Source organism: Acinetobacter sp. HR7 (assembly GCF_000773685.1).
Lineage (GTDB): Bacteria > Pseudomonadota > Gammaproteobacteria > Pseudomonadales > Moraxellaceae > Acinetobacter > Acinetobacter thermotolerans.
On sequence record NZ_JPQO01000205.1, the window covers coordinates 14,639 to 36,832 of the forward strand.

Below are 22,194 nucleotides of genomic sequence, written 5' to 3' on the forward strand. Positions count from 1 at the left end.
TGACTAATTGAATAATCGAAGGACTTTACCTTTCACAGTTTGATTGATCAATGGCGTATTTTTACCCTGTGATACAATGGTTTCTTTGGTTAAAGTCCATTCCAGCTCTGGATCCACCAGTACCCAGCCTGCTTCCTGAATCCAGCGATCTTGCATTTTCGCTACAGTCGCAGGTGCCAGAGTGACTTTCTCTACCCATTCCAGTGGGGTAAACAAACCTTCATTTACTAATTGCACACCGAATGGTACAAAAGTATCAAAAGCAGTAAAGCCCGATTGAGTTTCAGCAAACGGTGCCATTTTTGCAGAACTGCTCAGTGGTTCGTGATGGGTACAGATTGCATCTATCACACCAGATTTCACACCTTGGCGTAACAGCTCTTTGTCATTTTCAGAACGTAGCGGCGGACGTACATGCGCTAGTGAGTTAAAGCCATCAATCAGTGCATCAGTTAAATGCAATTGATGCATGGCGACATCACACGTCACCGGTAGACCTTTTTCTTTGGCAATACGGATCAGTTCAACTGAAGCACCACAAGACAACAGGCCAAAGTGAGCACGGACTTTGGTTGCTTCAATCATCAGCAGGTATTTGGCAATGGCCACAGTTTCAGCCAGTGCCGGAATCATTGGCAGACCTTGGCGAGATGCAATAAAGCCTTCATGTGCACAGCCATCTTTGGCGATTTGTGGCTCTTCTGCATAGAACACCACAGTCAGATTCAAACCAGCTGCATATTCCAGGGTACGAATCACCACGTCATCATCAGCAAACGGTGCATTGGCATTAGAAACTGCAGTACAACCGCCTTTCTTCAGACCAGCCATATTGGCAGGTTGGTTGCCTTTTAGCCCTTGGGTCTGTGCACCAATTACTTCCAGGTAAATACCACCATCTAGCATGGCTTTTTCAACCAGACCGTGAATCAGGGCACCATTGTCCTGTACGATTGGTTTTGAATCTGGGGGGGTAAATACGTGCAGAATCCCGTTTTCACGCGCCGCCTTCCCTTCAGATTTCAGGGTACCGTGCTGTTGTTGGCCTGGCTCACGTAAACGTGCACACAGATCCACCATAGTTGGCATCAGCCATTTACCTTGACCATCAATAGTTTCAGAAACATTGACGGTTTCAGCTACACGCTTGCCATTTTCCAGGTAAACAGTTTTTACGGTATCCGTTTTTTCGATTGGATCCAGAACTCGAACATTCTCAATTTTTAAAATAGACATGACTTATTCCTTATACCGCAATCGCTTCAATCAAACCTTTTTCCTGGAGCTGACCTTGCATCGCAAGGGCTAACACCGCCATACGCACTGCAATACCATTGGTCACCTGATGCAGGATCACTGACTGTGGGCCATCGGCAATGCTGGAATCGATTTCCACACCACGGTTCATTGGTCCTGGGTGCATCACGATGCAGTCTGGTTTTGCCAGTGCCAGGCGTTCCTTGTTCAAGCCGTACATTTTGTAGAATTCAGCTTGTGAAGACAGCGCTGGTGAATCAATACGTTCATTCTGGATACGCAAGGTAATGATCACGTCACAGTCCTTGATGCCATCTTCCATGTTATTGAACAGACGCACTTCTGGACCGTAGTCATCAAAACCATAAGGCAGCAATGTATTCGGTGCAACTACACGAATATCTTTACAGCCCAGGGTTTGCAACGCAGCAATATCGGAACGTGCCACACGTGAGTGCTTGATATCGCCAATAATGGCAATAGAAATATCTTTATAATCTTTTTTAGTTTCACGGCGAATGGTCAACATGTCCAGCATCGCTTGGGTTGGATGGGCATGACGGCCATCACCGGCATTAATAATTGCCACATGTGGACAAACGTCTTTGGCAATAAAATGCGCTGCACCTGAAGATGAATGACGCACCACAAAAATGTCCGCAGCCATCGCTTCAAGGTTCCACAGCGTATCGCGTAGCGTTTCACCTTTAGAAGTACTTGAACGAGCGATATCGATGTTCAGCACGTTAGCTGAAAGACGCTTTGCAGCCGCCTCAAACGTGGTACGGGTACGGGTAGAATTCTCGAAAAAGAGGTTCATCACCGTTCGCCCTTCGAGCAAATTATTGGTAATGAGCTGATTTTGGTCATTAAAAAAGGACGCCGCGGTGTCCAATATTTTTGTAAGAGTTTCTTTAGAAAGACCTTCGATAGTCAAGAAGTGTTTTAAATTGCCTTCTTTATTGAGTTGAATCTGGCTCGGTGTATGCAATGCAGCTAAGTGCATGAGAGATTCCTTATACGTTAAGTCAACGTATTATACAGAGATTCACTCTTATTCGCACTTGGGAAATCGGCTACTTGTACAAAAACCGGCTCGATAATAAAAATTGATTTTGAAATTCCTATGTATTTTTTCAATAAGATAATTTAAACGAATTTTTAGAGTGAATATTTTATGTTCTAAAATGGCATCCAAGTCTGGAGCTTGAATGCCATAACTGATCTAGCGCAGTGCACCAATATAATGATGTGAGACTTGTGCCCGATAAATGTCATCTTCAGTTGGTTCAACTTTCAATAATTCATCGTTATTTTTCTGCTGTGAACCTGCTTTTTGACTTATGTTCGAATCGGAAGAGAACTCGAATACGTCTTTAAATTTTTCAACCAGGCGCAGTAATTCCGGATCACGTGTGGCTTCGGCTAATGCAATCACATGTTCGGCATAATCACTATTCTCAGACAAATAAATGGCATCAATCACCCGGCCTGAAACTCGTCTTAAACGTGCATAGATTAAAGTTGCAATTGAAAAACTTTCTGTATTGACCATTCTTGATTCCCCAATCATTTAAAAATCGAGATTGCAGCCTCTCCCCAGCGACTGCAATCTCGTGATAATTACTACAGCAATATCCATACCAAAATTAAAAAACCCATCTGCAATTAAGACAGGCTTTTTATAAAAACCGCAATTCAGTTATAAATCAGAATAGGCTAAAACTTACATGCCCTTCATCATATTTGGCCGAACCGCCTTTTCTTGCTACATCATCCTGAATATTCTCATAATTTCCTCTTTCCAACTGTTCATCATCCGGCAGATCCAGCAGTTGACGCAAACGCTCGACATGCGTTGCCAGCTCTGCATCCCGGGTTTCCAGTGCCAGCGTAATCACATGATGTGCATAAGAGCGGTCCTGCATCAGATACATCACATCAATTACTCGACTATTCACTTTTCTTAACCGTGCATACAACAGTGTTGCAATGGAAAAAACATCATCACGACCGGATGTAATATTCACCCTATATCCCTCTGTAAAATAAAAGATTTAATCAACAAGTTCCTCTTGTTGATGCTGTGTAATTTTACATATCTCATGAATTTTCAATTTGCTTTTTATACCAAGATTAAGAGCTTTTTATAATTATTAGCTCTCACTGTAATGAGCCAGATTTATAAAAAATTCCACAGCTTTAATAGCCAAAATACGGTAAACTTGGCGCAGTTTTTATTTATTCTTTTCCGGTCTCTCTATTTTATGAATACCTCTTCACGTTTAAGCAATTATTGGGTCACCTGTGCCGATGGTCTGGAAACCTTATTAGAAGAAGAAATCAAAGGTTTAGGTGTTCAGAATATTGAACGTTTCCCGGGTCGTCTGACCTTCAAAGGTACGCTGGAAAATGCTTACCGCATCTGCATGTGGTCACGTCTGGCATCACGCGTTCTGATGCCGATTCACACTCATGAAATTGAATTTTCCCATGATGCACGTGATGTCGCTGAAGAGCTTTATGAAGGTGCAATCAGCTTCGACTGGTCGCTTATTTTTGCACCACAAAGTACCTTTGCCATCCGTCTACATGTCGAACGTGAAATCAAGGTCAATACCCAGTTTGCCACTTTGCGTGCCAAAGACGGCGTGGTGGATTCCTTTATGGAAGCTGTGGGTAAACGTCCAAGTATCGACACCAAATCGCCTGAAATTACCATGTACATTCTGGCGGGTAAAAAAGCCCATACTTACTGCCTGGACCTGTCTGGTGACTCACTGCATAAACGTGGCTACCGTCGTTTCATGACCGAAGCACCAATTAAGGAAAACCTGGCAGCAGCGATTCTGCAAAAAGGCGGCTTAAAAGACTGGAATCCAGACATCGTGGTTGATCCAATGTGTGGTTCAGGAACATTTATTATTGAATCGCTGATGATCCTGACCGACCGTGCACCAGGTATGGTACGTCGTTTCGGCTTTAATGGCTGGAGTGGTCATGACCATGACTTGTGGATGAGCATCAAAGCCGAAGCGGTTGAACGCCATAAAGCGGCTCTGGAAAACCCTTTGCCAAAATTCTATGCCTTTGATGCCGACTGGGAAGCAGTCAAAGCTACCAAGCAAAACATTATTGCTGCCGGTTTTGAAGCACTACTGGATCGTATCATCATTGAAGAACGCACCCTCTCGGATTGGCCAGACTTTCAGGCTGAAGGCAAAAAAGTATTCTTCGTGACGAATCCACCATACGGTGAGCGTCTGGGTGACAAAGCTTCTAACCGTGCTTTGTACTTGGGTCTGTCTAATTTACTGCAAAAGAACTTCCCGAATCAGAAAGCAGCAGTCATCGCGGCGCAGGTGGAACAGGCCGATGTCCTTGCCTTTAACGATCCACAATTATTGCGTTTGATGAATGGTAAACTGCCGATCTATATTCGTTTTGGTACAGTAAAACCTGCAGCAGTGACTCAGCCTTTCCTGGCCAACTGGCAGCCACAGCAATTCGAGCCAATCGAAGGTGCAATGGAATTTGCCAATCGTCTGACCAAGAACATGCAGGCGCTACGTAAATGGGCTGTGAAAGAAAATGTATTCTGCTTACGCCTGTATGATGCTGACCTGCCCGACTTTAATGTCGCGATTGACCTGTATGGCGATCGTCTGCATGTGCAGGAATATGCTCCACCGAAGAAAATCGATCCTGAAAAAGCCAAAAAACGTTTCAACCTGGCGCTGCAAGCCATTCGTGCTGTGACTGGTCTAGGCCGTGATGCCATCTTCATTAAAACTCGTGCCCGTCAGGAAGGTAAAAACCAGTACACTAAACAAAGTACTGCCTCTAAGCGCTTTATCGTGCAGGAGGGTCAAGCCAAGATTCTGGTCAACCTGACTGACTATCTGGATACCGGTCTGTTCCTGGATCACCGTCAGATGCGTCTGCGCATTTTCCGTGAAGCCAAAGGCAAGCATTTCCTGAACCTGTATAGCTATACTTCTACAGCAAGCTTGCATGCAGCACTGGGCGGTGCAGCAAGTACAACTAGTGTGGACTTGTCCAATACTTACCTGAACTGGTCAAAAGAAAACTTCGTCCTGAATGGTTTGACTGTAGATCATGCTGATCAACAACATCAGTTCTTTGCTTCTGACTGTTTCGAATGGCTGAAAGAAAGTCATGAGCAATATGACCTGATCTTTATCGATCCGCCAACCTTCTCCAACTCAAAGAAATTCTACGGCACTTTTGACGTACAACGTGACCACGTGTCCTTGATTAAACGTGCCATGAACCGCTTAACTACCGATGGTACCTTATACTTCTCCAATAACTACCGTGGTTTCGAGATGGATGAAATGATTGAAGGCCTGTATGACGTTCAGGAAATCACTCATGAAACCATTGGTCCAGACTTTAAGCGTAACCAGAAAATCCACCGTGCCTGGAAAATTACCCATCCAAAAGTGTAATTTGATCATGCATTGACTTCTTTTATCACTCTGCTTTTCATTTCTCCCTCTGGGAGAAAAAGAAAGAGGGGGTAAATTGTGATGAAAGAAGTAAAAACAAAATAAAAAAACCCAGCCTAGGCTGGGTTTTTTTATTCCACTCTTATCGATTAGTTAAGTTTCATCTTGTCGAACACCAGATGATCCCCTTCACCGCTGACCACAATGGTGTCGCCAGGATTGAACTTGCCTTCGAGGATGCTCTGAGCCAGACCATTTTCAATACGTTGTTGAATCGCACGTTTTAATGGACGAGCACCGTACAATGGATCGAAGCCTACATCAATCAACTGATCGAATGCACTGTCTTCAACATTCAGACGCAAGTCGCGTTCTGCCAGGCGTTGACGCAGACGGTTCAACTGGATATCAGCAATACCACGAATCTGGTCTTTTTCCAGAGAGTGGAATACTACGATCTCGTCGATACGGTTAATGAACTCAGGACGGAAGTGTTCCGATACCGCATTCATCACCACACTACGCACTTCATCTTTGGTTGCACCACTACCCAATTCACGTACGTCGCTTGAACCCAGGTTTGAAGTCATTACGATTACAGCATTCTTGAAGTCCACGACACGACCTTGTGAGTCAGTCAGACGACCATCATCCAATACTTGTAGCAAGATGTTGAATACGTCTGGATGGGCTTTTTCCACCTCATCAAACAGGATCACACTATAAGGTTTGCGACGTACCGCTTCAGTCAGTACACCACCTTCTTCATAGCCCACATATCCTGGAGGCGCACCGACCAGACGGCTGACTGAATGTTTCTCCATGAACTCAGACATATCGATACGTACCATTGCATCATCACTGTCGAACAGGAAGTTCGCCAAGGCTTTGGTCAACTCGGTTTTACCCACACCAGTCGGTCCAAGGAACAGGAATGAACCACTTGGACGGTTCGGATCGGACAAACCGGCACGTGAACGGCGAACCGCATTGGAAACAGCCACCACAGCTTCATCCTGACCCACCACACGGCTATGCAGGAATTCTTCCATATGCAGCAGTTTTTCACGTTCACCCTGCATCATTTTCGATACAGGAATACCGGTGGCTGCACTGACTACTTCAGCAATCTCGTTGTCGGTGACTTTGTCACGTAGCAACTTAGGTGCTGCAGTGTCTTCTGCTGCTTCGATACGTTCTAACTGTTTTTGCAGTTCCGGAATTACACCATATTGATAACGTGCGGCTTCAGCTAGATCACCTTCACGCTGGGCTTTTTCCAGAGCAATACGGGCTTGATCCAGTTTCACCTGAATGTCTTTATTGCCCGCAACCAGTGCCTTGTCTGCACGCCAGATTTCTTCAAGCTCACTATATTCTTTCTCAACTGAAGCAATCTGCTCTTCCAGATGTTTCACTTCACCTTGCGCACCAGAGTCCTCATCTTTTTTCACCGCTTCAAGCTGCATTTTCAGCTGGATCAGACGGCGTTCCAGTTTATCCAGTGCTTCCGGTTTAGAGTCCAGCTCCATTTTGATACGAGATGCTGCTTCATCAATGAGGTCAATGGCTTTGTCCGGCAATTGACGATCGGTAATGTAACGGTGCGACATTTTAGCTGCTGCGATAATTGCAGAGTCAAGAATCTGTACACCGTGGTGCGTTGCATAACGGTCTTTCAAACCACGCAGAATCGCAATGGTATCTTCTACGCTTGGTTCATCCACCAATACTTTCTGGAAACGACGCTCTAAGGCTGCATCTTTTTCAATGTACTGACGGTATTCATCCAGTGTAGTTGCACCTACACAGCGTAGCTCACCACGTGCCAGTGCCGGTTTCAGCATGTTACCAGCATCCATGGCACCATCACCTTTACCAGCACCGACTAATGTGTGCAGCTCATCGATGAACAGGATGATTTCACCTTCGTGTTTCGCTAGGTCTTTCAGAACAGCTTTTAGTCGTTCCTCAAATTCACCACGGTATTTGGCACCGGCCAGCAATGAACCCAAGTCCAGAGACAAGACACGTTTGCCTTTCAGGCCTTCTGGCACTTCACCATTCACAATACGTTGTGCCAAGCCTTCAACAATGGCGGTTTTACCAACACCTGGTTCACCAATCAGCACCGGGTTATTTTTGGTACGGCGTGACAGAACCTGAATGGTACGACGGATTTCATCGTCACGACCAATCACTGGATCCAGCTTGCCTTGTAGCGCACGTTCAGTCAGGTCAATCGTATATTTATTCAGGGAATCACGCTGATCTTCATGACTATTGCTCATGACTTTCTCATTGCCTCGAATTTGATTAATCACTTGTTTCAGGGCATCTGCCTTCACGCCCACATTATTTAAAATATTTTTGGTCGTACCTGTTTCAGCCAGCGCCAGTAACACCCAGTCTGTCGACAGGAACTCATCTCCGGCTTTCTGGGCAAAGCTATCTGCCAGATGCAAAGCTTTGGCCGCTTCAGGACTCAGGTTAATATCACCGGTGTTATGACTTAAGGTCGGGGCATCTTTCAGGGCTTGTTGCAGCTTGCTCTGCAAGTCACGCAGATTCGCTCCAGCCTGTTGCAGCATGCTGACATTGGAGTTTTCATCCAGCAGGGTTGCCAGAATATGGATACCGTCTATAGAAGCATGGTCCTTGGACATGGCCAGGGATTGTGCATCAGAAAGCGTTTGCTGCAGGCGATTTGTAAATTTCTCAAAGCGCATTCTTGTTATTCCTCACAACAAATTTTCAACTTAATTCATATATGGGAGCAGGCGCATAAATTTCAAATAAAATTTTATATATTTTTCAAAAGCTTAATAAAATAATCACATAGTCTTCAATATTAATATTGGTCTTCTAGGAAAAGATTTCAAGTGAGCGAAAGTAGAATTTTTATAGAGAGGATGAACTATTAATATCTTATTCAATTAACTTTAATATTTAACTACTCGACATAAAATAGACTGATGTTTAAAAGTTATTGTAACCATTCCACCAGATGTAATACTTTCTTGAGTCCCTTCTCGGTTTGCATGAGTGATCTAGGTGTTTGATGATTCAGAAGCCTATTGGGCGAATCGATAAAACGGCGCATCCAGTTTAAGTCACCACCATTCAGGCTAAATAGCTCTCGATAGATACAAACCAAAGTTAAAGCCCGTTCTCCTTCTGCTGCATTTGGATCCAATCCATCTTCCTTTAGGGTTAAAGATAATTCTGTTTCAGATATACCTAGAATCAATGCAAGCTCGGAGTCTTTCAGTTGCAACTGTTCAGCCAAGTTGAATACTGCTTTCGCTAATACCTTGGATTTTGAAATATTTGTTTCACTATTCATTTTTATAAAGTTATGTTCATGAGTCTTGTTTTGATTATGCGGCTTTTATTCTTTGCCAGCTATGTCGTTTATCATCAAATTTAATCACTTATACAAATAAAAATGCCCTCCCTTGGAGGACATTTAAAACTAATACTTGAACAATTATGGCGCCGGGTTTGGCTGCTGACGGTGAATCGCTTCAATGCCCTGCAAAACTTCTTCAGACAGATCTACATCAAAGGCCTGTATATTTTCTTTCAGCTGATCCAGATTGGTTGCACCAATAATGGTACTGGTCACAAAGAACTGTTGCTTGATGAAAGCGAGCGCCAGTTGGGTCAATGTCAGACCATGCTTTTCAGCCAGCTGTGCATATTGCTCGACGGCCCATTCACTTTCCGGATTGCTATAGCGGCTAAAGCGAGAGAATAGGGTGACACGTGCATTGGCTGGACGGGCACCATGACGGAATTTACCAGTCAGATAACCAAAGGCTAGCGGAGAATATGCCAATAAACCCACCCCTTCATATTTGGCAATTTCCGACATGCCAATTTCATAAATCCGGTTTAACAGGCTGTATGGATTTTGCACGCTAACAAATTTGGATAGACCCAATTTTTCTGCCAGATGCAAGAATTTCATGGTGCCCCACGGCGTTTCATTGGACAGGCCGATATAACGGATACGGCCTTTTTTAATCTCATCATGCAAAGCCGTCAGAGTTTCTTCCAGATCCGTCACTGCACGATCTTCTGCCGCTTCCACATTACCATAACCCAGTTTGCCAAAGAAGTTGGTTGGTCGTTGTGGCCAGTGTAGTTGGTACAGGTCGATATAATCGGTTTGCAGGCGTGACAGTGAATTATCAATTGCAGAAGAAATCTCTGAAGCTACAAAGCGAGTTTGACCATCACGGATATGACTACCGCCTTGGGAAGGACCAGCAATTTTAGAAGCTAAAAATAGCTTGTCACGGCCACCACGTGAAGCAATCCAGTTACCGATAATGCGCTCTGTCGCGCCCTGAGTTTCCGGTTTTGGCGGTACGGGATACATCTCTGCGGTATCCCAGAAATACAGCCCCTGATCCAGTGCATAGTCCAGTTGTTCAAAGGCTTCGTCTTGAGTATTTTGTTCACCAAAAGTCATGGTGCCCAGACAAATTTCTGGAAGTAAAATGCCGGTATCTGCAAGTGGTTTAAATTGCATGAATAATCCCTGTCTGTTCTAAGTCAGCTTGTATAAATGAAGCTTATAAATATAAAGTGTGCTTAGAGTATAGAAGGAAAGTGATAGGCTGAAATCATCTTTTCTGAGAAGTTTGTTCTTATTTGTGATGATGAATTTTCAGCAGGCATAAAAAAGCAAACCCGAAGGCTTGCTCTTTTCTAGTATCTGAATTTTATTCTTCTTCAAACTCTTCTTCAGCCGGTGCTTCATTCTCTTCTAGTGAAGCATCAAAAATCAAAATTGCTTTACCGTCGGTCTCGATCATGCCTTGCTCTTCTAAAGTTTTCAGGACACGGCCCACCATTTCACGGGAACAGCCCACGATACGGCCAATTTCCTGACGGGTAATCCGGATCTGACGACCATTTGGCAAGATCATCGCTTCAGGCTGAGCAGACAGATCGATCAGGCAGCGTGCAATACGGCCAGACACATCGATAAATGCCAGGTCAGTCACTTTACGGGTGGTATTTTTCAGACGGCGAACCAGCTGGGCAAATACCGCATAACTTAAGTCAGGATATTGCTTGCTCAGTTCATGAAAATTTTCGTAGCTAATCTCGGCAATTTCACAAACGTCACGTGTACGCACTTCTGCAGTACGTTGTGGATTTGCTTCGAATAAGCCCATTTCCCCAAAGAAGTCACCTGCGTTCAAATACGCTACGACAATTTCACGCTCATCATCTTCACGAAGAATGATCGATACAGACCCCTTCAGAATCAAATATAAAGATTTGGATTCTGTTCCTGCATCAACGATCGTTGTACGTTTTGGGTAACGATTAATATATGCACGTTTTAATAATGCTTTCACCGATTCTGGCAGTTGGCCCGGAGACAGCGCATCTGTGCTTAATTGTGAAAAGTTTGAAGTCATGCTAACAGTTCCAAATAAGGATAATTTTTAGATCGCACAAGACCTAATATGAACTTGTCACACAGTGGGAATGAAATTCCTTATCAACCCAATTTATGTTAGTGTACAGTTACTTCGTAAATTTATAGCTTTTTTTAGGTAGTTGCAATGCAAACAAGTGTACATTGGCTAGAGAATGTTGCTTTTGAGGCAAAAACTCAGAGTGGTCATACTGTGGTAATGGATGGCTCGCCAGAATACGGCGGTGAGAACCGTGGTCCTCGCCCAATGGAACTGATTTTGACTGGTCTGGGTGGTTGTGCTTCGTTTGATATTGTCACTATTTTAAAGAAAGCGCGTCAGGAGATTACTGACGTTCGCTGTGAACTGAAAGCGGAACGTGCGGATGCCATTCCTGCGGTATTTACGAAGATTCACCTGCATTTTGTGGTGACCGGTAAAGGCATTAAAGAAAAACAAGTCGCTAAAGCCGTAGAACTGTCTGCAGAAAAATACTGTTCTGCTAGCAAAATGCTGTCTGATGGCGGTGTAGAAATCACTCACGATTTTGAAATTATTGAAGCTGAATAATTCAGCTCATATAAAAAGAAAGCGGTCCAGGTGGCCGCTTTTTCTTTCTCTAAAAAATACTTTTGTAGAGAATTTACTCAGTCCGCAGCATAGGTCTGATAAGTTGAACCATCCTCAAAAATCACCTGCTTTTCCGGCCATCGCAGTGCCGCCAATTTATTTGAAAATTCACGCTGCTGCTGTCGATCCAGATAACGTTTCCCCACCGAATAATCCACACAAAAGACATTCTGTTTTTGACCGAACCACTGCAAGGGATCAATTCGCTGGAACAGTCCGGCCTTGCCTTCAGTTGGATTCAATTTACGCCAGTAATGTCCGATCACCACCGGGATATCATCATGATAATGTTCCCACCACGGCAGACGGTCCTTCATGCGCCATTTGCCACCCGCATAGATCGGCTTATCAGTCATATACTCGGCACCTGAGGTGACAACCTTAATCGGGTTATACATCTGCTCAATCCATTCTTTTTGAGCCAGATGTTTGAGCCATGGAATTTCACTATTGGGATCGGTGAGTTCTTTACGGTACTGCTCTTCTTCCTGCAATGCGGGTTCTGCAATGCCTACATCATCTATCTGTTGCTGGGTTTGCTGGACAAAATGATCATAGGCTTCACGTAAATGCCGATGATCCAGTGTCTTTAAGCGAAAAATTGAGGTTTCATCCCAGCAGGCATGCACCACACGCAGCTGCTCGGATTCAAGCGCAATAGGTAAAGTTTGCAAAAATTGTAAAATCCACTGCTGGTCTTCAGGGGTAGCGGGTACGGAATTAAAAGACTTCTGGTCATCCATATGCGGAGAACCAAAATACCAGCCATTGCCTTCACGACAGGATTCATTCAGCAGGTTCAGTTCATGATTACCCAAAATAGAGTAAGCTTTGCCGCGCTCCATTAACAGCTTGACCTGACGCATCACTGCGACACTGTTCTGTCCGCGGTCACACAGATCGCCAACAAAAATCAGTTTGCGCTGCTGTGGATGTTCACCTTCGAGGTTATAGCCCATGACATGCAGGAGGCTGTTTAAGGCATCAATTTCACCATGAATATCGCCAACAATGTCGAACCGATTTCCCTGAATCGGCTGGATGAACTGATATGACATTCAGATACCTCCTGCGACATTAAGTGATAACAGTGAAACTCTGGTTACAACTATTATTTTAATTTTTTCAGCGCTGTTACGGTATTGTCAATACGCTGAATCGATGGTTCAAGTCCCATAAATTCCGACTCGATTTCATAAAGATAATCTTGTATTTCCGTCGCTGAATAATTGCCATTTAACATCCGGCAAACATCATGTGCATAGCTGTCATATTCATCCTGACAGGCTGCCACATCGCCTACACCAATCGGATCCCAAAGCTGATTGAGGATTTGTCGTACCTGATGAAATTCAATGCTTTTCAATATTATGTACCCTATTTTGTGAAGATTAGAAAGCCTCAAAATATAAAAGTGATTTTACTTCTTGCTGGTATTCCTCAGAATTAAATACGACCTGTCCATATTGTTCAAACTGGGCAATATTCGGATCATCTGTTTTGAGTAAAAAGACCTTTGGAAATTGAGCCTGTAAGAATTTCTGATCTAGCTGATTCAACTTAGGAAAATACAGCCCATAACCTGCCCAATGCTGAACCGCAAGCTGAAGTACCTGATGATTTTCATTTTCATGTTCAGCCATGATCACTTCAGGTTGAAATTGCTGAATGATCTGTTCGTAGTTTTGATCTAGAGTGATTTGTTGCTGAATTTCTTGATGATTAACTGTTTTTATAATTTGCATTGCCTTCTCTTTCTTTACTATCTTTCCTTTTAAGTATAAGAAACTGAAGCAATAAATCCATTTATAAACGGCTGATGAAAGACACAAATTGTCGCCTTAGAAAAACATAATTTTTTATTTTAAAAACAAAAACCGGCGCCTAAGCACCGGTTTTTTTTCACTTCACTAACCTCAAAGTTAGTACGGCTTGATTAAGCGCTCAGTGATTCAATGATTTGGTTCAGCGTAGCACTTGGACGCATTACTGCATTTACTTTCGCAGGATCAATTGCGTAGTAACCACCGATGTCTACAGATTTACCTTGAACAGTGTTCAGCTCTTCAACGATTTTTGCTTCGTTTTCAGCCAGTGATTTCGCGATCGGTGCGAATTTAGCTTTCAGTTCAGCATCTTCGTCTTGAGCAGCAAGCGCTTCAGCCCAGAATTTAGCCAGGTAGAAGTGGCTGCCACGGTTGTCCAGTTCACCAGTACGACGTGATGGAGATTTTTCATTGTCTAATAACAGACCAGTTGCATGGTCAAGTGTCTTAGCCAGCAGTTTCGCACGTGCGTTGTTTTCTTTGATGCCCAGCTCTTCCAGAGAAACAGCCAGTGCAAGGAATTCACCCAGAGAGTCCCAACGTAAGTGGTTTTCTTCAACCAGCTGTTGTACGTGTTTAGGCGCAGAACCACCAGCACCAGTTTCGTACATGCCGCCACCTGCCATTAGAGGCACGATAGATAACATTTTCGCTGAAGTACCCAGTTCCATGATTGGGAACAAGTCAGTCAGGTAGTCACGCAGGATGTTACCAGTTACAGAAATGGTATCCAGACCGCGAGCAACACGTTCAAGTGTGTAACGCATTGCACGTACTTGAGACATGATTTGGATGTCCAGACCTTCGGTATCGTGGTCTTTCAGGTAAGTTTGAACTTTTTTGATCAGTTCGTTTTCGTGTGGACGGTATGGGTCTAACCAGAAGATTGCTGGCATGCCAGAGTTGCGGGCACGAGTTACAGCCAGTTTTACCCAGTCGCGGATCGGCGCGTCTTTCACCTGACACATACGCCAGATATCGCCTTCTTCCACGTTTTGAGACATCAACACTTCACCAGTTTCGATGTCAGTGATGTTCGCAACACCTGCTTCAGGAATTTCGAAAGTCTTATCGTGTGAACCGTATTCTTCAGCTTTTTGAGCCATCAGACCAACGTTAGGAACAGTACCCATAGTACGTGGGTCAAAGTTACCATTCCATTTACAGAAGTTGATCATTTCTTGGTAAATACGTGCGAATGTAGATTCAGGCATTACTGCTTTACAGTCGTAAGGCTTGCCATCAGCACCCCACATTTTACCACCAGCACGGATCATTGCAGGCATAGAAGCATCTACAATCACGTCGTTAGGTGAGTGGAAGTTAGTGATGCCTTTTGCAGAATCAACCATTGCAAGCGCTGGACGATGTTCTTGACATGCGTGCAGGTCTTCAATGATTTCTTCACGTAAAGAAGTCGGCAGAGTCTCGATCTTCTCGTAAAGACCAGCCATACCGTTGTTTACGTTAATGCCGAGTTCGTCAAACAGTTTGCCATGTTTTTCGAACGCTTCTTTGTAGTAAATACGCACACAGTGACCGAATACGATCGGGTGTGACACTTTCATCATAGTCGCTTTAACGTGTAGAGAAAACAGGATGCCTGCTTCTTTACAATCCGCTAATTCTTTTTCATAGAATTCGCAAAGCGCTTTTTTGCTCATGAACATTGAGTCGATGATTTCACCGTCTTGCAGCGCAACTTTTGGCTTAAGAACGATAGTTTCACCAGACTTAGTGATCAGTTCCATTTTCACGTTGCGAGCACGGTCAAGTGTCATTGACTTTTCGCCGTGGTAGAAGTCACCTTCGTGCATGTGAGAAACGTGAGTTTGTGACCATGCTTTCCATTCACCCATAGAGTGTGGATGTTTTTTCGCATAGTTTTTAACTGCCGCAGGTGCACGACGGTCTGAGTTACCTTCACGCAATACAGGGTTTACAGCTGAACCTAAACATTTGCTGAAGCGAGCTTTCAGTGCTTTTTCTTCTTCAGTAGTTGGGTTTTCTGGATAATCAGGAATTGCATAGCCTTTAGATTGAAGCTCTTTAATACACGCAGTTAACTGAGCAACAGAGGCACTGATATTTGGAAGTTTAATGATATTTGTACTTGGATCTTGGGTAAGACGGCCTAGCTCAGCAAGGTTATCAGTTACTTTCTGTTCTTCAGTCAGGTAATCTGAAAATTCTGCGAGCACGCGTGCTGCAACAGAGATGTCAGTTTTGACAATCTCAACGCCAGCAGGCTTAGTAAAGTTCTCAATGATCGGCAGTAGTGAATAGGTCGCCAGTAGCGGCGCCTCATCGGTCAGTGTATAAATGATTTTTGACTTTCCACCAGCCATATATAGCCCCTTGCGTTTGATAGAGTTTTGAGGATCAAGCTTTTGGCTCAGACCCTATGAACCGATACGTTTGAATTAAACCTTGAAAGTATCTTATCTCTGCGCTTTACAGTCAATGAAATATCATTTCAAGTTGTGATTTTGCTGAAAAAACATACAATTTGTTGCAATTTTCCGTTGGTTATATTGCATACAATTCCGAGTAAATTCATATAGAAAAAATCTATTATCAAATATTTTATAATTTATTTTGATTAATTATCTAATTTATTGATATGTATTTTTTAAGATTATCCAGAGCCAGATGATTACTTGTGTTTCTGCAATTTTATCAACCTAGAATCATCTGTTTTTTGGTTTTGACCAGCCGATAAAAAATACAGAAAATTATTTAAATCATCTTTTCGATACTTCTATTCAAGAAATGAAAGTTTTTAACTATTAAAAATAAGCCCAAAGTAATGAAATCTGTTTTGATCAGTTGGACTTAGTGACAAGACACCCAAAACAAATTGGTCAATTTCAAACAACCCGGAAATATGCTAGCAAAATAGCTGATTTTACTGTTTTTAATTTTCGTAAAGTCATGTGATTTTCGCTTATTGATTCCACAAAATTCAGCTTTAAAAATGTAATTTCCGAACCCAAAAATTCGAACCAAGAATCCCCCTTTTTGACTCAATTTGTTGCACTTTGGACTGCATAAATGATTGTAGAAATTTGTTATGGAAAAGCTGATTTCTGGGCTACATCCAGCACAAGTCAACTTTATAGACAACCTGTACTCGCCATCGAATGAGGTCTTTCTGATATGAAAAAAGGCAATGGATATCCGCCCATTGCCTTTATTTTGCAGTTTGAATCGCTCAGATGGTATTAAAGCTATTTCTCTATTGTTAACCTGCCCGATAACGCCCTGGCCGATGGTTAATGGCCAGAAAACTACCCATAATCACCGCAGCAAAAATGGACCAAAGCACTTTGTCCAATGGCACAATCCACAACGCTAGCAATACCACAATCGAATCAATAATCATCTGGATATTACCCGCTTTGATCCCCCCCTTTTCCTGTACATATAGGGAAATAATCGTCGCGCCTCCAAGGCTGGATTTATGCCGGGCAAGAAATAGCACTCCTGCTCCCATTAAAAAACCACCGGCAATTGCGGCAAAGGCTGGATGCAAATAATCAATATGCAGATATTTAGGTGCTACATAGGTGATCAAGGACAGTAATGCTACTGATATAAAAGTCTTTAAAGTAAATGCACGGCCAATATATTTCCAGGCGAACCAGTAAAACGGCACATTGATGAAAAAGTAAATCAAACTGAATGACCAGCCTGTAGCATAGTGCAGCACAAAAGCCAAACCAGCCGTACTGCCAGTCAATAAACCTGCCTGGGCAAACATGCTCATGCAAATGCTGACAAATAAAGTGCCTGAAAAAAGTGCCTGAATATCTTCAAACAAACTGTGTTGTCTGAGATCTGTTGCTGCGGGCTGCCGCAGCGCAGAAATTACGCGAGAGTTAAGATGAATTGCCATGTTGTTCTAACCTTTAAAACTCTTTTCCGCTTGTGACGAAGCCGAGGGTTTCATTACGGTCTGTGCTTTTGACGCAGAACCAATCGGTATTTTGTTTATGCAATTTATTTGCCAGTCATGACATCTAAACCGGTTTTTATGTGATATTTCATTTCACTCTGGGTAAGAGCTCAGCTGAAATTAGCTGTAGATTAATACATTTACCCCGTTTAAAGAAAAGTAATTTGTGAACCGATACTTCAAATGCTAAAAAAGTAAAAATTCGGCTGCTGTTTTATCCGCTATTACACCGGCAACAATTTCTAAAATCACTGAGACTATAAATACAACAGAATAATGATCGGGGCTTTATACAATCAAGAAAGAATAAGATTTTAAACAGGTGAAGACTAATGGCTCGACTAGATGAAAATGAAGAAATTGAAAAAGCCGTAGATGAAGAATTTCCGGAAGAAGAGCTCGATCCTCAGGAAAAACAGGATCGGGAAATTCAACGTGGTCAGTTAGGCGTGGATAAAGACCCGCAGATCAAACGTGATCAAAAACGTCAGCAGCATGAAGATGAAGAGGACGAAAATCCATAGCTAATGGCTTTTAATTGACTACAGGCTTAATACATTTACTCAACTGATCACTTCTTTTATAAAGCCACGTCAAAATGATTGTCGGAACAATAAAACCGACTGTCACTAATACGCCATAAAAAATTGATGCATAAGGTTCTGATAACATTGCGACAAACTTCATTGGTGATGTCCATGGTGACATTTGTAATGCTAATAGTCCGATAAAAAATAGCTGCCATTTAATATTTTCATTGCTTTTTAAATGTTGTTGAAAGGCATAAGCCAGCAGTATCACGGCAAAACCAATCTCAAATATCCAGGACCAAACTCCCCATTTATTCCACAATCCAAATCCTAAATATTGCTCAGCATAGGGATACCAAGCCAAGTCGACATTATGCATTGGAAGATCCGCGATAAAATGCAAGAAACAGGACAATGTAGCGACTGCTGCAATGCGCTTATCTTTGAAAAAAAATGCACCCCAAACGAATGACCAAACAATCGCCATCAACAAGGAATGATCCCACTCAATAAAGGTCAAATTAAAATATAAATAAGGTAAAGCTTGTAAATTAGCTGTAACTTTCTCAATACCAACTGCCACCAAGATACCGTTAATAACATCAAGAAAACCTGCGCCTAAAATAATTGGGAACAAAGGAATATCCTGATATTTGGCTTTAAGTGCCATTCCCACTGCAAAGTGACCAAAGTACATGTGCTTTCCTTATAATTTTTATATTTTCTTTGACTTTATGATGTCATAAAAAGATTCATATCAGCAAATCGAACCGATCATATGCTTTTAATTATGGGTTAAAGGTTTATTACGTTGATCCCTCCACAACCTCCTGCCCTCTAGTATCGCTTTGAATCAGCCCATCTACCAGATTAATGGTTCGGTCACAGGTCTTAGATAAACGCGGATCATGGGTAACCAAGAGTACGGCGCAATCCCGTTCTTCATGTACCTTACGAAATAACGCAAACATGTCTTCTGCTGTTTGCGTGTCCAGATTCCCAGTCGGTTCATCGGCCAGTAATAAAGCCGGATTAGTAATTAAAGCTCGAGCAATAGCAACACGTTGCTGCTGACCACCAGATAATTCATTCGGTTTACGCTCGGCAAACTTTTCTAGCCCCACGGCAGCCAATAATTCACGTGCCCGATCAGTAGCCTGCTTGTCCGGTTTGCCATGTGCCAGCATCAGCGGCATCAGGATATTCTGCAGTGCAGTAAAGGCCTGAATCAGGTGATGGAACTGAAACACAAAACCAATGCTACTACCCCGTAATGCGGTACGTTCACTGTCCTGCATTTTACTGGTTGGCTGACCGAGCAGATACAGCTCACCACTGGTCGGTCGATCCAACAAGCCCAGAATATTTAATAAGGTACTTTTACCCGAACCCGATGGACCAATTAGAGCGGCAAAATCGCGTCGTTCAATACACAGGTCAATGCCATGTAATACTTCGACTTCATTCGGCTGACTGATGTTATAGGATTTACGCAGTGCCTCGAGGTGTAACACTTCCTGTGATTGTTCAGACATGACGGATCGCCTCCACAGGATCAAGTGCTGCTGCGCGGCGTGCCGGAACTGCTGCGGCCAAGACGCCAGTTAAAGTGGCCAGTAACAATGCTAGGAAGACAAGTTCAATTGGCACTGAAATATAAAACAGGCCCGGACCAAAATTATTAAATACCCAGACTAGTCCATAACTGACTGCACTCCCAATGGCTGAGCCGACCAGTCCGAAGATAGCACCCTGAAATAAGAACACTCTTAAAATCTGTGACCGGGTCGCACCAGTGGCACGTAAAATTCCGATTTCTCTCGTACGCTGCACTACGCTCACCGACATCACACTAGCAATCCCAAAAGCTACGGAAATGGTAATAAAGACCATGATCATATTGGTTGAAAGGCTTTGTGAGGAAATCGCATTCATCAACTGCGCATTGGTTTCAATCCAGCTTTCGGCCTGTAAGGAAGTGAGACGTCCAACCTGATCAGCAATCCGGTCTGCCTCGAAAAGATCATTGACACGTAGATCAATCACGGTGACCCCACCTGGCAGATTGAGTAAAGACTGTGCCTGTTTTAAATCCAGATAGACATAACGGGCATCTAACTCTCGTACCCCGAGTTCAAAAATCCCGGCAATATTAACCAAAGTGGTTTCATCCTGACCGGTATCCAGACGCAATTTGCTACCCACCTGCACACCGAGGTCTTTGGCCAGCTCACTGCCAATCAACACATCATCTGCCCCCACCCGCAACTGCCCGCTCTGTAAATACTGCTTTAAAGGAATAATCTGTTGATAACGTTCTGGATCAATACCGACCAATGCTACCGATTCAATTGCTTCACCACGCTGCACCAAGGCTGGCCCGGAGACTGTTGGAGACACTGCGGTCAGAATAGGCAGTCGGTCTAGTGAATCCAAGGTCTGCTGCCAATTGTTGATGGAACGCAATCTCTGCGCACGTTTATCTTCCAGTAACAACTGTAGTACGCCTTCTTTATTGGGCGCAACCTGATTGACTTCATCAGGCGATAATAGGCGAATGTGTGCCTGCGTCCCCAAAGTTCGTTCGATCAGATTCGATTGCAGTCCCTGAATCAGAGCTGTAATAAACACAATCACCGAGACACCGACGGCGACACCCACGGTAATCATAATAGACTGTGCTCGTCCTTCACGTAGGAAGCTGACCGCGATGGTCCATTCGGTCCAGAGCCTTTTAAAAAAGTTCTTCAATCGAATTTCACCGGTATTTCGTTATTGGTATTTGAAACAGCTGATTTAGTTGCCAACATATTTTGTGGCTTTAAGCGGACACGTGAGCCCTCTTCTATGTCTGCTTCCGGATTGGCCAATACCTCATCACCTGCCTTCAAACCTGAAATGATTTCAGTATGATCCTGTCCACGTAGTCCTAAAGTCACCAGCTGGCGTTGCACCTTGCCATTGCGCACTAAAAGCACGGCCGCTTGATCGCCTTTAATGCTCGTTAAAGCATCATTAGGAATAGCCAGAGCTCGGTTGCGTTTAGCCGTTTCAATATTGACTGAAACCGTCATATCCTGACGCAGGAAATCCGGTACTGGATTGACGGTCAGTCGCAGCTCCACCGTACCGCGCTGCGGATCAATACTTGGGGCAATATAATTTACCCATGCCGGGAAGGATTTTTCTGGATAGGCATCGGCAATTACAGTAGCTTTTTGCTGTAAGGCCAGTCGGGAAAGATTACGTTCATCCAGCGGCACGCGAATTTCAGTATTACCATCTAACGCGATAGTAAATAGAGTCTGTCCCGGCTGTACCAGATCCCCCGGTTCCACATTACGGGTCAGCACCGTACCGGCAACGGTTGCACGAATTTTGGTCTTGTCCAGTTGCGCTTTGGCTACCGCAAGCTGTTCACGTAAAGACGCTTCTTCTACCTGTCCAGATGCCAGTGCTGCGGCTTTTAGGCGTGCAGTTTCATAATTGCTGCGCGCCACGCGTTCTGCTTTGACTGCCCGTTCGATTTCTTCGGTAGAAAGTATGCCTTTTTCCGCATTACGACGCCGGCTGGCTTCACGGCTGGCCTGTTCCAGCTGGGCTTTGGCCGAAGCCAGTTCAGCATTTGCCTGAGGACGACGATTGTTGGCCAGCTCGGCCAATGCGACTTCTGCTTGGCGCACCTGCGCCTGCAGTTCATCCGATTTTAAAACGGCCAGTAAATCGCCCGGTTTAACTTGATCCCCTTCTTGTACCCGACGCTCCAGCACCACCCCTGTAATTTCACTGCCCACCGTAGCACGGGATACTGTTGCCACACGTCCGGTTGCTACCACATTCTGTACCAATGCCATTTCATTTAAGGTGTAGCTCGGCATGACTGGTCCTTTCCACCAACGGAACAATGCAAACCCCACCAGCAGGATCAGTAACAGAGCAAGTAAAATTTTAAAGTGGACAGCACGCAAATGGAGATCTCCGCATGGATGTGAATCGCTTATTCAACTCAAACAATAAATAAGGCTCTAGACTAGCAGATTTACACTTAATTTTACCTAATGAGGTTCCACAGCTCAGTTG

20 protein-coding genes are annotated in these 22,194 nt (G+C 43.7%); 3 read left to right on the forward strand and 17 right to left on the reverse strand.

Features of this window, described 5'->3' with window-relative positions; translation table 11 throughout:
* Positions 1–3: 3 nt before the first annotated feature.
* From GW12_RS12690 to GW12_RS12705, 4 genes are all read right to left on the reverse strand, one after another.
* Positions 4–1,236: a dihydroorotase gene (locus GW12_RS12690; protein ID WP_034588089.1), complete on the reverse strand. Its 1,233-nt coding sequence runs from the start codon at positions 1,234–1,236 to the stop codon at positions 4–6.
* A 10-nt stretch (positions 1,237–1,246) separates the two neighbouring features.
* Positions 1,247–2,263 (reverse strand): aspartate carbamoyltransferase catalytic subunit, encoded by a 1,017-nt coding sequence (locus tag GW12_RS12695; RefSeq protein WP_034588091.1) that lies wholly within the window; start codon positions 2,261–2,263, stop codon positions 1,247–1,249.
* Between the two features lie 219 nt (positions 2,264–2,482).
* The gene (locus tag GW12_RS12700; protein ID WP_034588093.1) at positions 2,483–2,812 is read right to left on the reverse strand and encodes a hypothetical protein; all 330 of its coding nucleotides are present in this window, start codon (positions 2,810–2,812) and stop codon (positions 2,483–2,485) included.
* Positions 2,813–2,966: 154 nt separating this feature from the next.
* A complete protein-coding gene (locus GW12_RS12705) occupies positions 2,967–3,287 on the reverse strand; it encodes a hypothetical protein (protein ID WP_052127924.1) in 321 nt (106 codons plus the stop codon).
* A 237-nt stretch (positions 3,288–3,524) separates the two neighbouring features.
* Between GW12_RS12705 and rlmKL the strand changes: the two genes are divergently transcribed.
* Complete coding sequence (gene rlmKL, locus GW12_RS12710; protein WP_034588138.1) at positions 3,525–5,729, forward strand: bifunctional 23S rRNA (guanine(2069)-N(7))-methyltransferase RlmK/23S rRNA (guanine(2445)-N(2))-methyltransferase RlmL; 2,205 nt, start codon at positions 3,525–3,527, stop codon at positions 5,727–5,729.
* Between the two features lie 149 nt (positions 5,730–5,878).
* Here rlmKL and clpB read toward each other — a convergent pair whose 3' ends face one another.
* The 4 genes from clpB to crp form a co-directional block, all read right to left on the reverse strand.
* A complete protein-coding gene (gene clpB / locus GW12_RS12715) occupies positions 5,879–8,458 on the reverse strand; it encodes an ATP-dependent chaperone ClpB (RefSeq protein WP_034588095.1) in 2,580 nt (859 codons plus the stop codon).
* A 257-nt stretch (positions 8,459–8,715) separates the two neighbouring features.
* A complete protein-coding gene (locus tag GW12_RS12720; RefSeq protein ID WP_034588098.1) occupies positions 8,716–9,075 on the reverse strand; it encodes an antitoxin Xre/MbcA/ParS toxin-binding domain-containing protein in 360 nt (119 codons plus the stop codon).
* A gap of 144 nt (positions 9,076–9,219) precedes the next feature.
* The gene (locus GW12_RS12725) at positions 9,220–10,269 is read right to left on the reverse strand and encodes an NADP(H)-dependent aldo-keto reductase (RefSeq protein WP_034588100.1); all 1,050 of its coding nucleotides are present in this window, start codon (positions 10,267–10,269) and stop codon (positions 9,220–9,222) included.
* A gap of 193 nt (positions 10,270–10,462) precedes the next feature.
* Positions 10,463–11,170, reverse strand: a complete 708-nt coding sequence (gene crp / locus GW12_RS12730; RefSeq protein WP_034588104.1) for a cAMP-activated global transcriptional regulator CRP — start codon at positions 11,168–11,170, stop codon at positions 10,463–10,465.
* A 147-nt stretch (positions 11,171–11,317) separates the two neighbouring features.
* Between crp and GW12_RS12735 the strand changes: the two genes are divergently transcribed.
* Positions 11,318–11,740 carry an OsmC family protein gene (locus GW12_RS12735; RefSeq protein WP_034588106.1) on the forward strand — a complete coding sequence of 141 codons (423 nt, stop codon included), beginning with the start codon at positions 11,318–11,320 and terminating at the stop codon, positions 11,738–11,740.
* Between the two features lie 77 nt (positions 11,741–11,817).
* Here GW12_RS12735 and GW12_RS12740 read toward each other — a convergent pair whose 3' ends face one another.
* The 5 genes from GW12_RS12740 to GW12_RS12760 all read right to left on the reverse strand — a co-directional run bounded on the left by GW12_RS12740 (position 11,818) and on the right by GW12_RS12760 (position 17,524).
* Positions 11,818–12,858 (reverse strand): metallophosphoesterase, encoded by a 1,041-nt coding sequence (locus GW12_RS12740; RefSeq protein ID WP_034588109.1) that lies wholly within the window; start codon positions 12,856–12,858, stop codon positions 11,818–11,820.
* Positions 12,859–12,911: 53 nt separating this feature from the next.
* Positions 12,912–13,166, reverse strand: a complete 255-nt coding sequence (locus tag GW12_RS12745; protein ID WP_052127925.1) for a hypothetical protein — start codon at positions 13,164–13,166, stop codon at positions 12,912–12,914.
* Between the two features lie 25 nt (positions 13,167–13,191).
* Complete coding sequence (locus GW12_RS12750; RefSeq protein ID WP_034588112.1) at positions 13,192–13,545, reverse strand: hypothetical protein; 354 nt, start codon at positions 13,543–13,545, stop codon at positions 13,192–13,194.
* Positions 13,546–13,736: 191 nt separating this feature from the next.
* Positions 13,737–15,974: an NADP-dependent isocitrate dehydrogenase gene (locus GW12_RS12755; RefSeq protein WP_034588115.1), complete on the reverse strand. Its 2,238-nt coding sequence runs from the start codon at positions 15,972–15,974 to the stop codon at positions 13,737–13,739.
* 896 nt (positions 15,975–16,870) lie between these two features.
* Complete coding sequence (locus GW12_RS12760) at positions 16,871–17,524, reverse strand: YitT family protein (protein WP_034588119.1); 654 nt, start codon at positions 17,522–17,524, stop codon at positions 16,871–16,873.
* Between the two features lie 392 nt (positions 17,525–17,916).
* Here GW12_RS12760 and GW12_RS12765 point away from each other — a divergent pair, with 392 nt between their 5' ends.
* Complete coding sequence (locus GW12_RS12765) at positions 17,917–18,108, forward strand: hypothetical protein (protein ID WP_034588122.1); 192 nt, start codon at positions 17,917–17,919, stop codon at positions 18,106–18,108.
* A gap of 10 nt (positions 18,109–18,118) precedes the next feature.
* Here the strand turns inward: GW12_RS12765 and GW12_RS12770 are convergent, their stop codons facing one another.
* The 4 genes from GW12_RS12770 to GW12_RS12785 all read right to left on the reverse strand — a co-directional run bounded on the left by GW12_RS12770 (position 18,119) and on the right by GW12_RS12785 (position 22,082).
* Complete coding sequence (locus tag GW12_RS12770) at positions 18,119–18,811, reverse strand: hypothetical protein (protein ID WP_034588125.1); 693 nt, start codon at positions 18,809–18,811, stop codon at positions 18,119–18,121.
* A gap of 109 nt (positions 18,812–18,920) precedes the next feature.
* Positions 18,921–19,649: an ABC transporter ATP-binding protein gene (locus tag GW12_RS12775; protein ID WP_034588128.1), complete on the reverse strand. Its 729-nt coding sequence runs from the start codon at positions 19,647–19,649 to the stop codon at positions 18,921–18,923.
* Positions 19,642–20,865 carry an FtsX-like permease family protein gene (locus GW12_RS12780; protein WP_034588130.1) on the reverse strand — a complete coding sequence of 408 codons (1,224 nt, stop codon included), beginning with the start codon at positions 20,863–20,865 and terminating at the stop codon, positions 19,642–19,644. Before GW12_RS12780 ends, GW12_RS12775 begins: the two co-directional genes overlap by 8 nt.
* Positions 20,862–22,082 (reverse strand): efflux RND transporter periplasmic adaptor subunit, encoded by a 1,221-nt coding sequence (locus GW12_RS12785; RefSeq protein WP_034588132.1) that lies wholly within the window; start codon positions 22,080–22,082, stop codon positions 20,862–20,864. Before GW12_RS12785 ends, GW12_RS12780 begins: the two co-directional genes overlap by 4 nt.
* Positions 22,083–22,194: the final 112 nt, after the last annotated feature.

What these genes read in the sequence shown, in the direction of transcription:
- GW12_RS12690 (WP_034588089.1), bottom strand. Translation starts at nt 1,236, where the DNA reads ATGTCTATTTTAAAAATTGAGAATGTTCGAGTTCTGGATCCAATCGAA.
- GW12_RS12695 (WP_034588091.1), bottom strand. Translation starts at nt 2,263, where the DNA reads ATGCACTTAGCTGCATTGCATACACCGAGCCAGATTCAACTCAATAAA.
- GW12_RS12700 (WP_034588093.1), bottom strand. Translation starts at nt 2,812, where the DNA reads ATGGTCAATACAGAAAGTTTTTCAATTGCAACTTTAATCTATGCACGT.
- rlmKL (WP_034588138.1), top strand. Translation starts at nt 3,525, where the DNA reads ATGAATACCTCTTCACGTTTAAGCAATTATTGGGTCACCTGTGCCGAT.
- clpB (WP_034588095.1), bottom strand. Translation starts at nt 8,458, where the DNA reads ATGCGCTTTGAGAAATTTACAAATCGCCTGCAGCAAACGCTTTCTGAT.
- GW12_RS12720 (WP_034588098.1), bottom strand. Translation starts at nt 9,075, where the DNA reads ATGAATAGTGAAACAAATATTTCAAAATCCAAGGTATTAGCGAAAGCA.
- GW12_RS12725 (WP_034588100.1), bottom strand. Translation starts at nt 10,269, where the DNA reads ATGCAATTTAAACCACTTGCAGATACCGGCATTTTACTTCCAGAAATT.
- crp (WP_034588104.1), bottom strand. Translation starts at nt 11,170, where the DNA reads ATGACTTCAAACTTTTCACAATTAAGCACAGATGCGCTGTCTCCGGGC.
- GW12_RS12735 (WP_034588106.1), top strand. Translation starts at nt 11,318, where the DNA reads ATGCAAACAAGTGTACATTGGCTAGAGAATGTTGCTTTTGAGGCAAAA.
- GW12_RS12740 (WP_034588109.1), bottom strand. Translation starts at nt 12,858, where the DNA reads ATGTCATATCAGTTCATCCAGCCGATTCAGGGAAATCGGTTCGACATT.
- GW12_RS12750 (WP_034588112.1), bottom strand. Translation starts at nt 13,545, where the DNA reads ATGCAAATTATAAAAACAGTTAATCATCAAGAAATTCAGCAACAAATC.
- GW12_RS12755 (WP_034588115.1), bottom strand. Translation starts at nt 15,974, where the DNA reads ATGGCTGGTGGAAAGTCAAAAATCATTTATACACTGACCGATGAGGCG.
- GW12_RS12760 (WP_034588119.1), bottom strand. Translation starts at nt 17,524, where the DNA reads ATGGCAATTCATCTTAACTCTCGCGTAATTTCTGCGCTGCGGCAGCCC.
- GW12_RS12765 (WP_034588122.1), top strand. Translation starts at nt 17,917, where the DNA reads ATGGCTCGACTAGATGAAAATGAAGAAATTGAAAAAGCCGTAGATGAA.
- GW12_RS12770 (WP_034588125.1), bottom strand. Translation starts at nt 18,811, where the DNA reads ATGTACTTTGGTCACTTTGCAGTGGGAATGGCACTTAAAGCCAAATAT.
- GW12_RS12775 (WP_034588128.1), bottom strand. Translation starts at nt 19,649, where the DNA reads ATGTCTGAACAATCACAGGAAGTGTTACACCTCGAGGCACTGCGTAAA.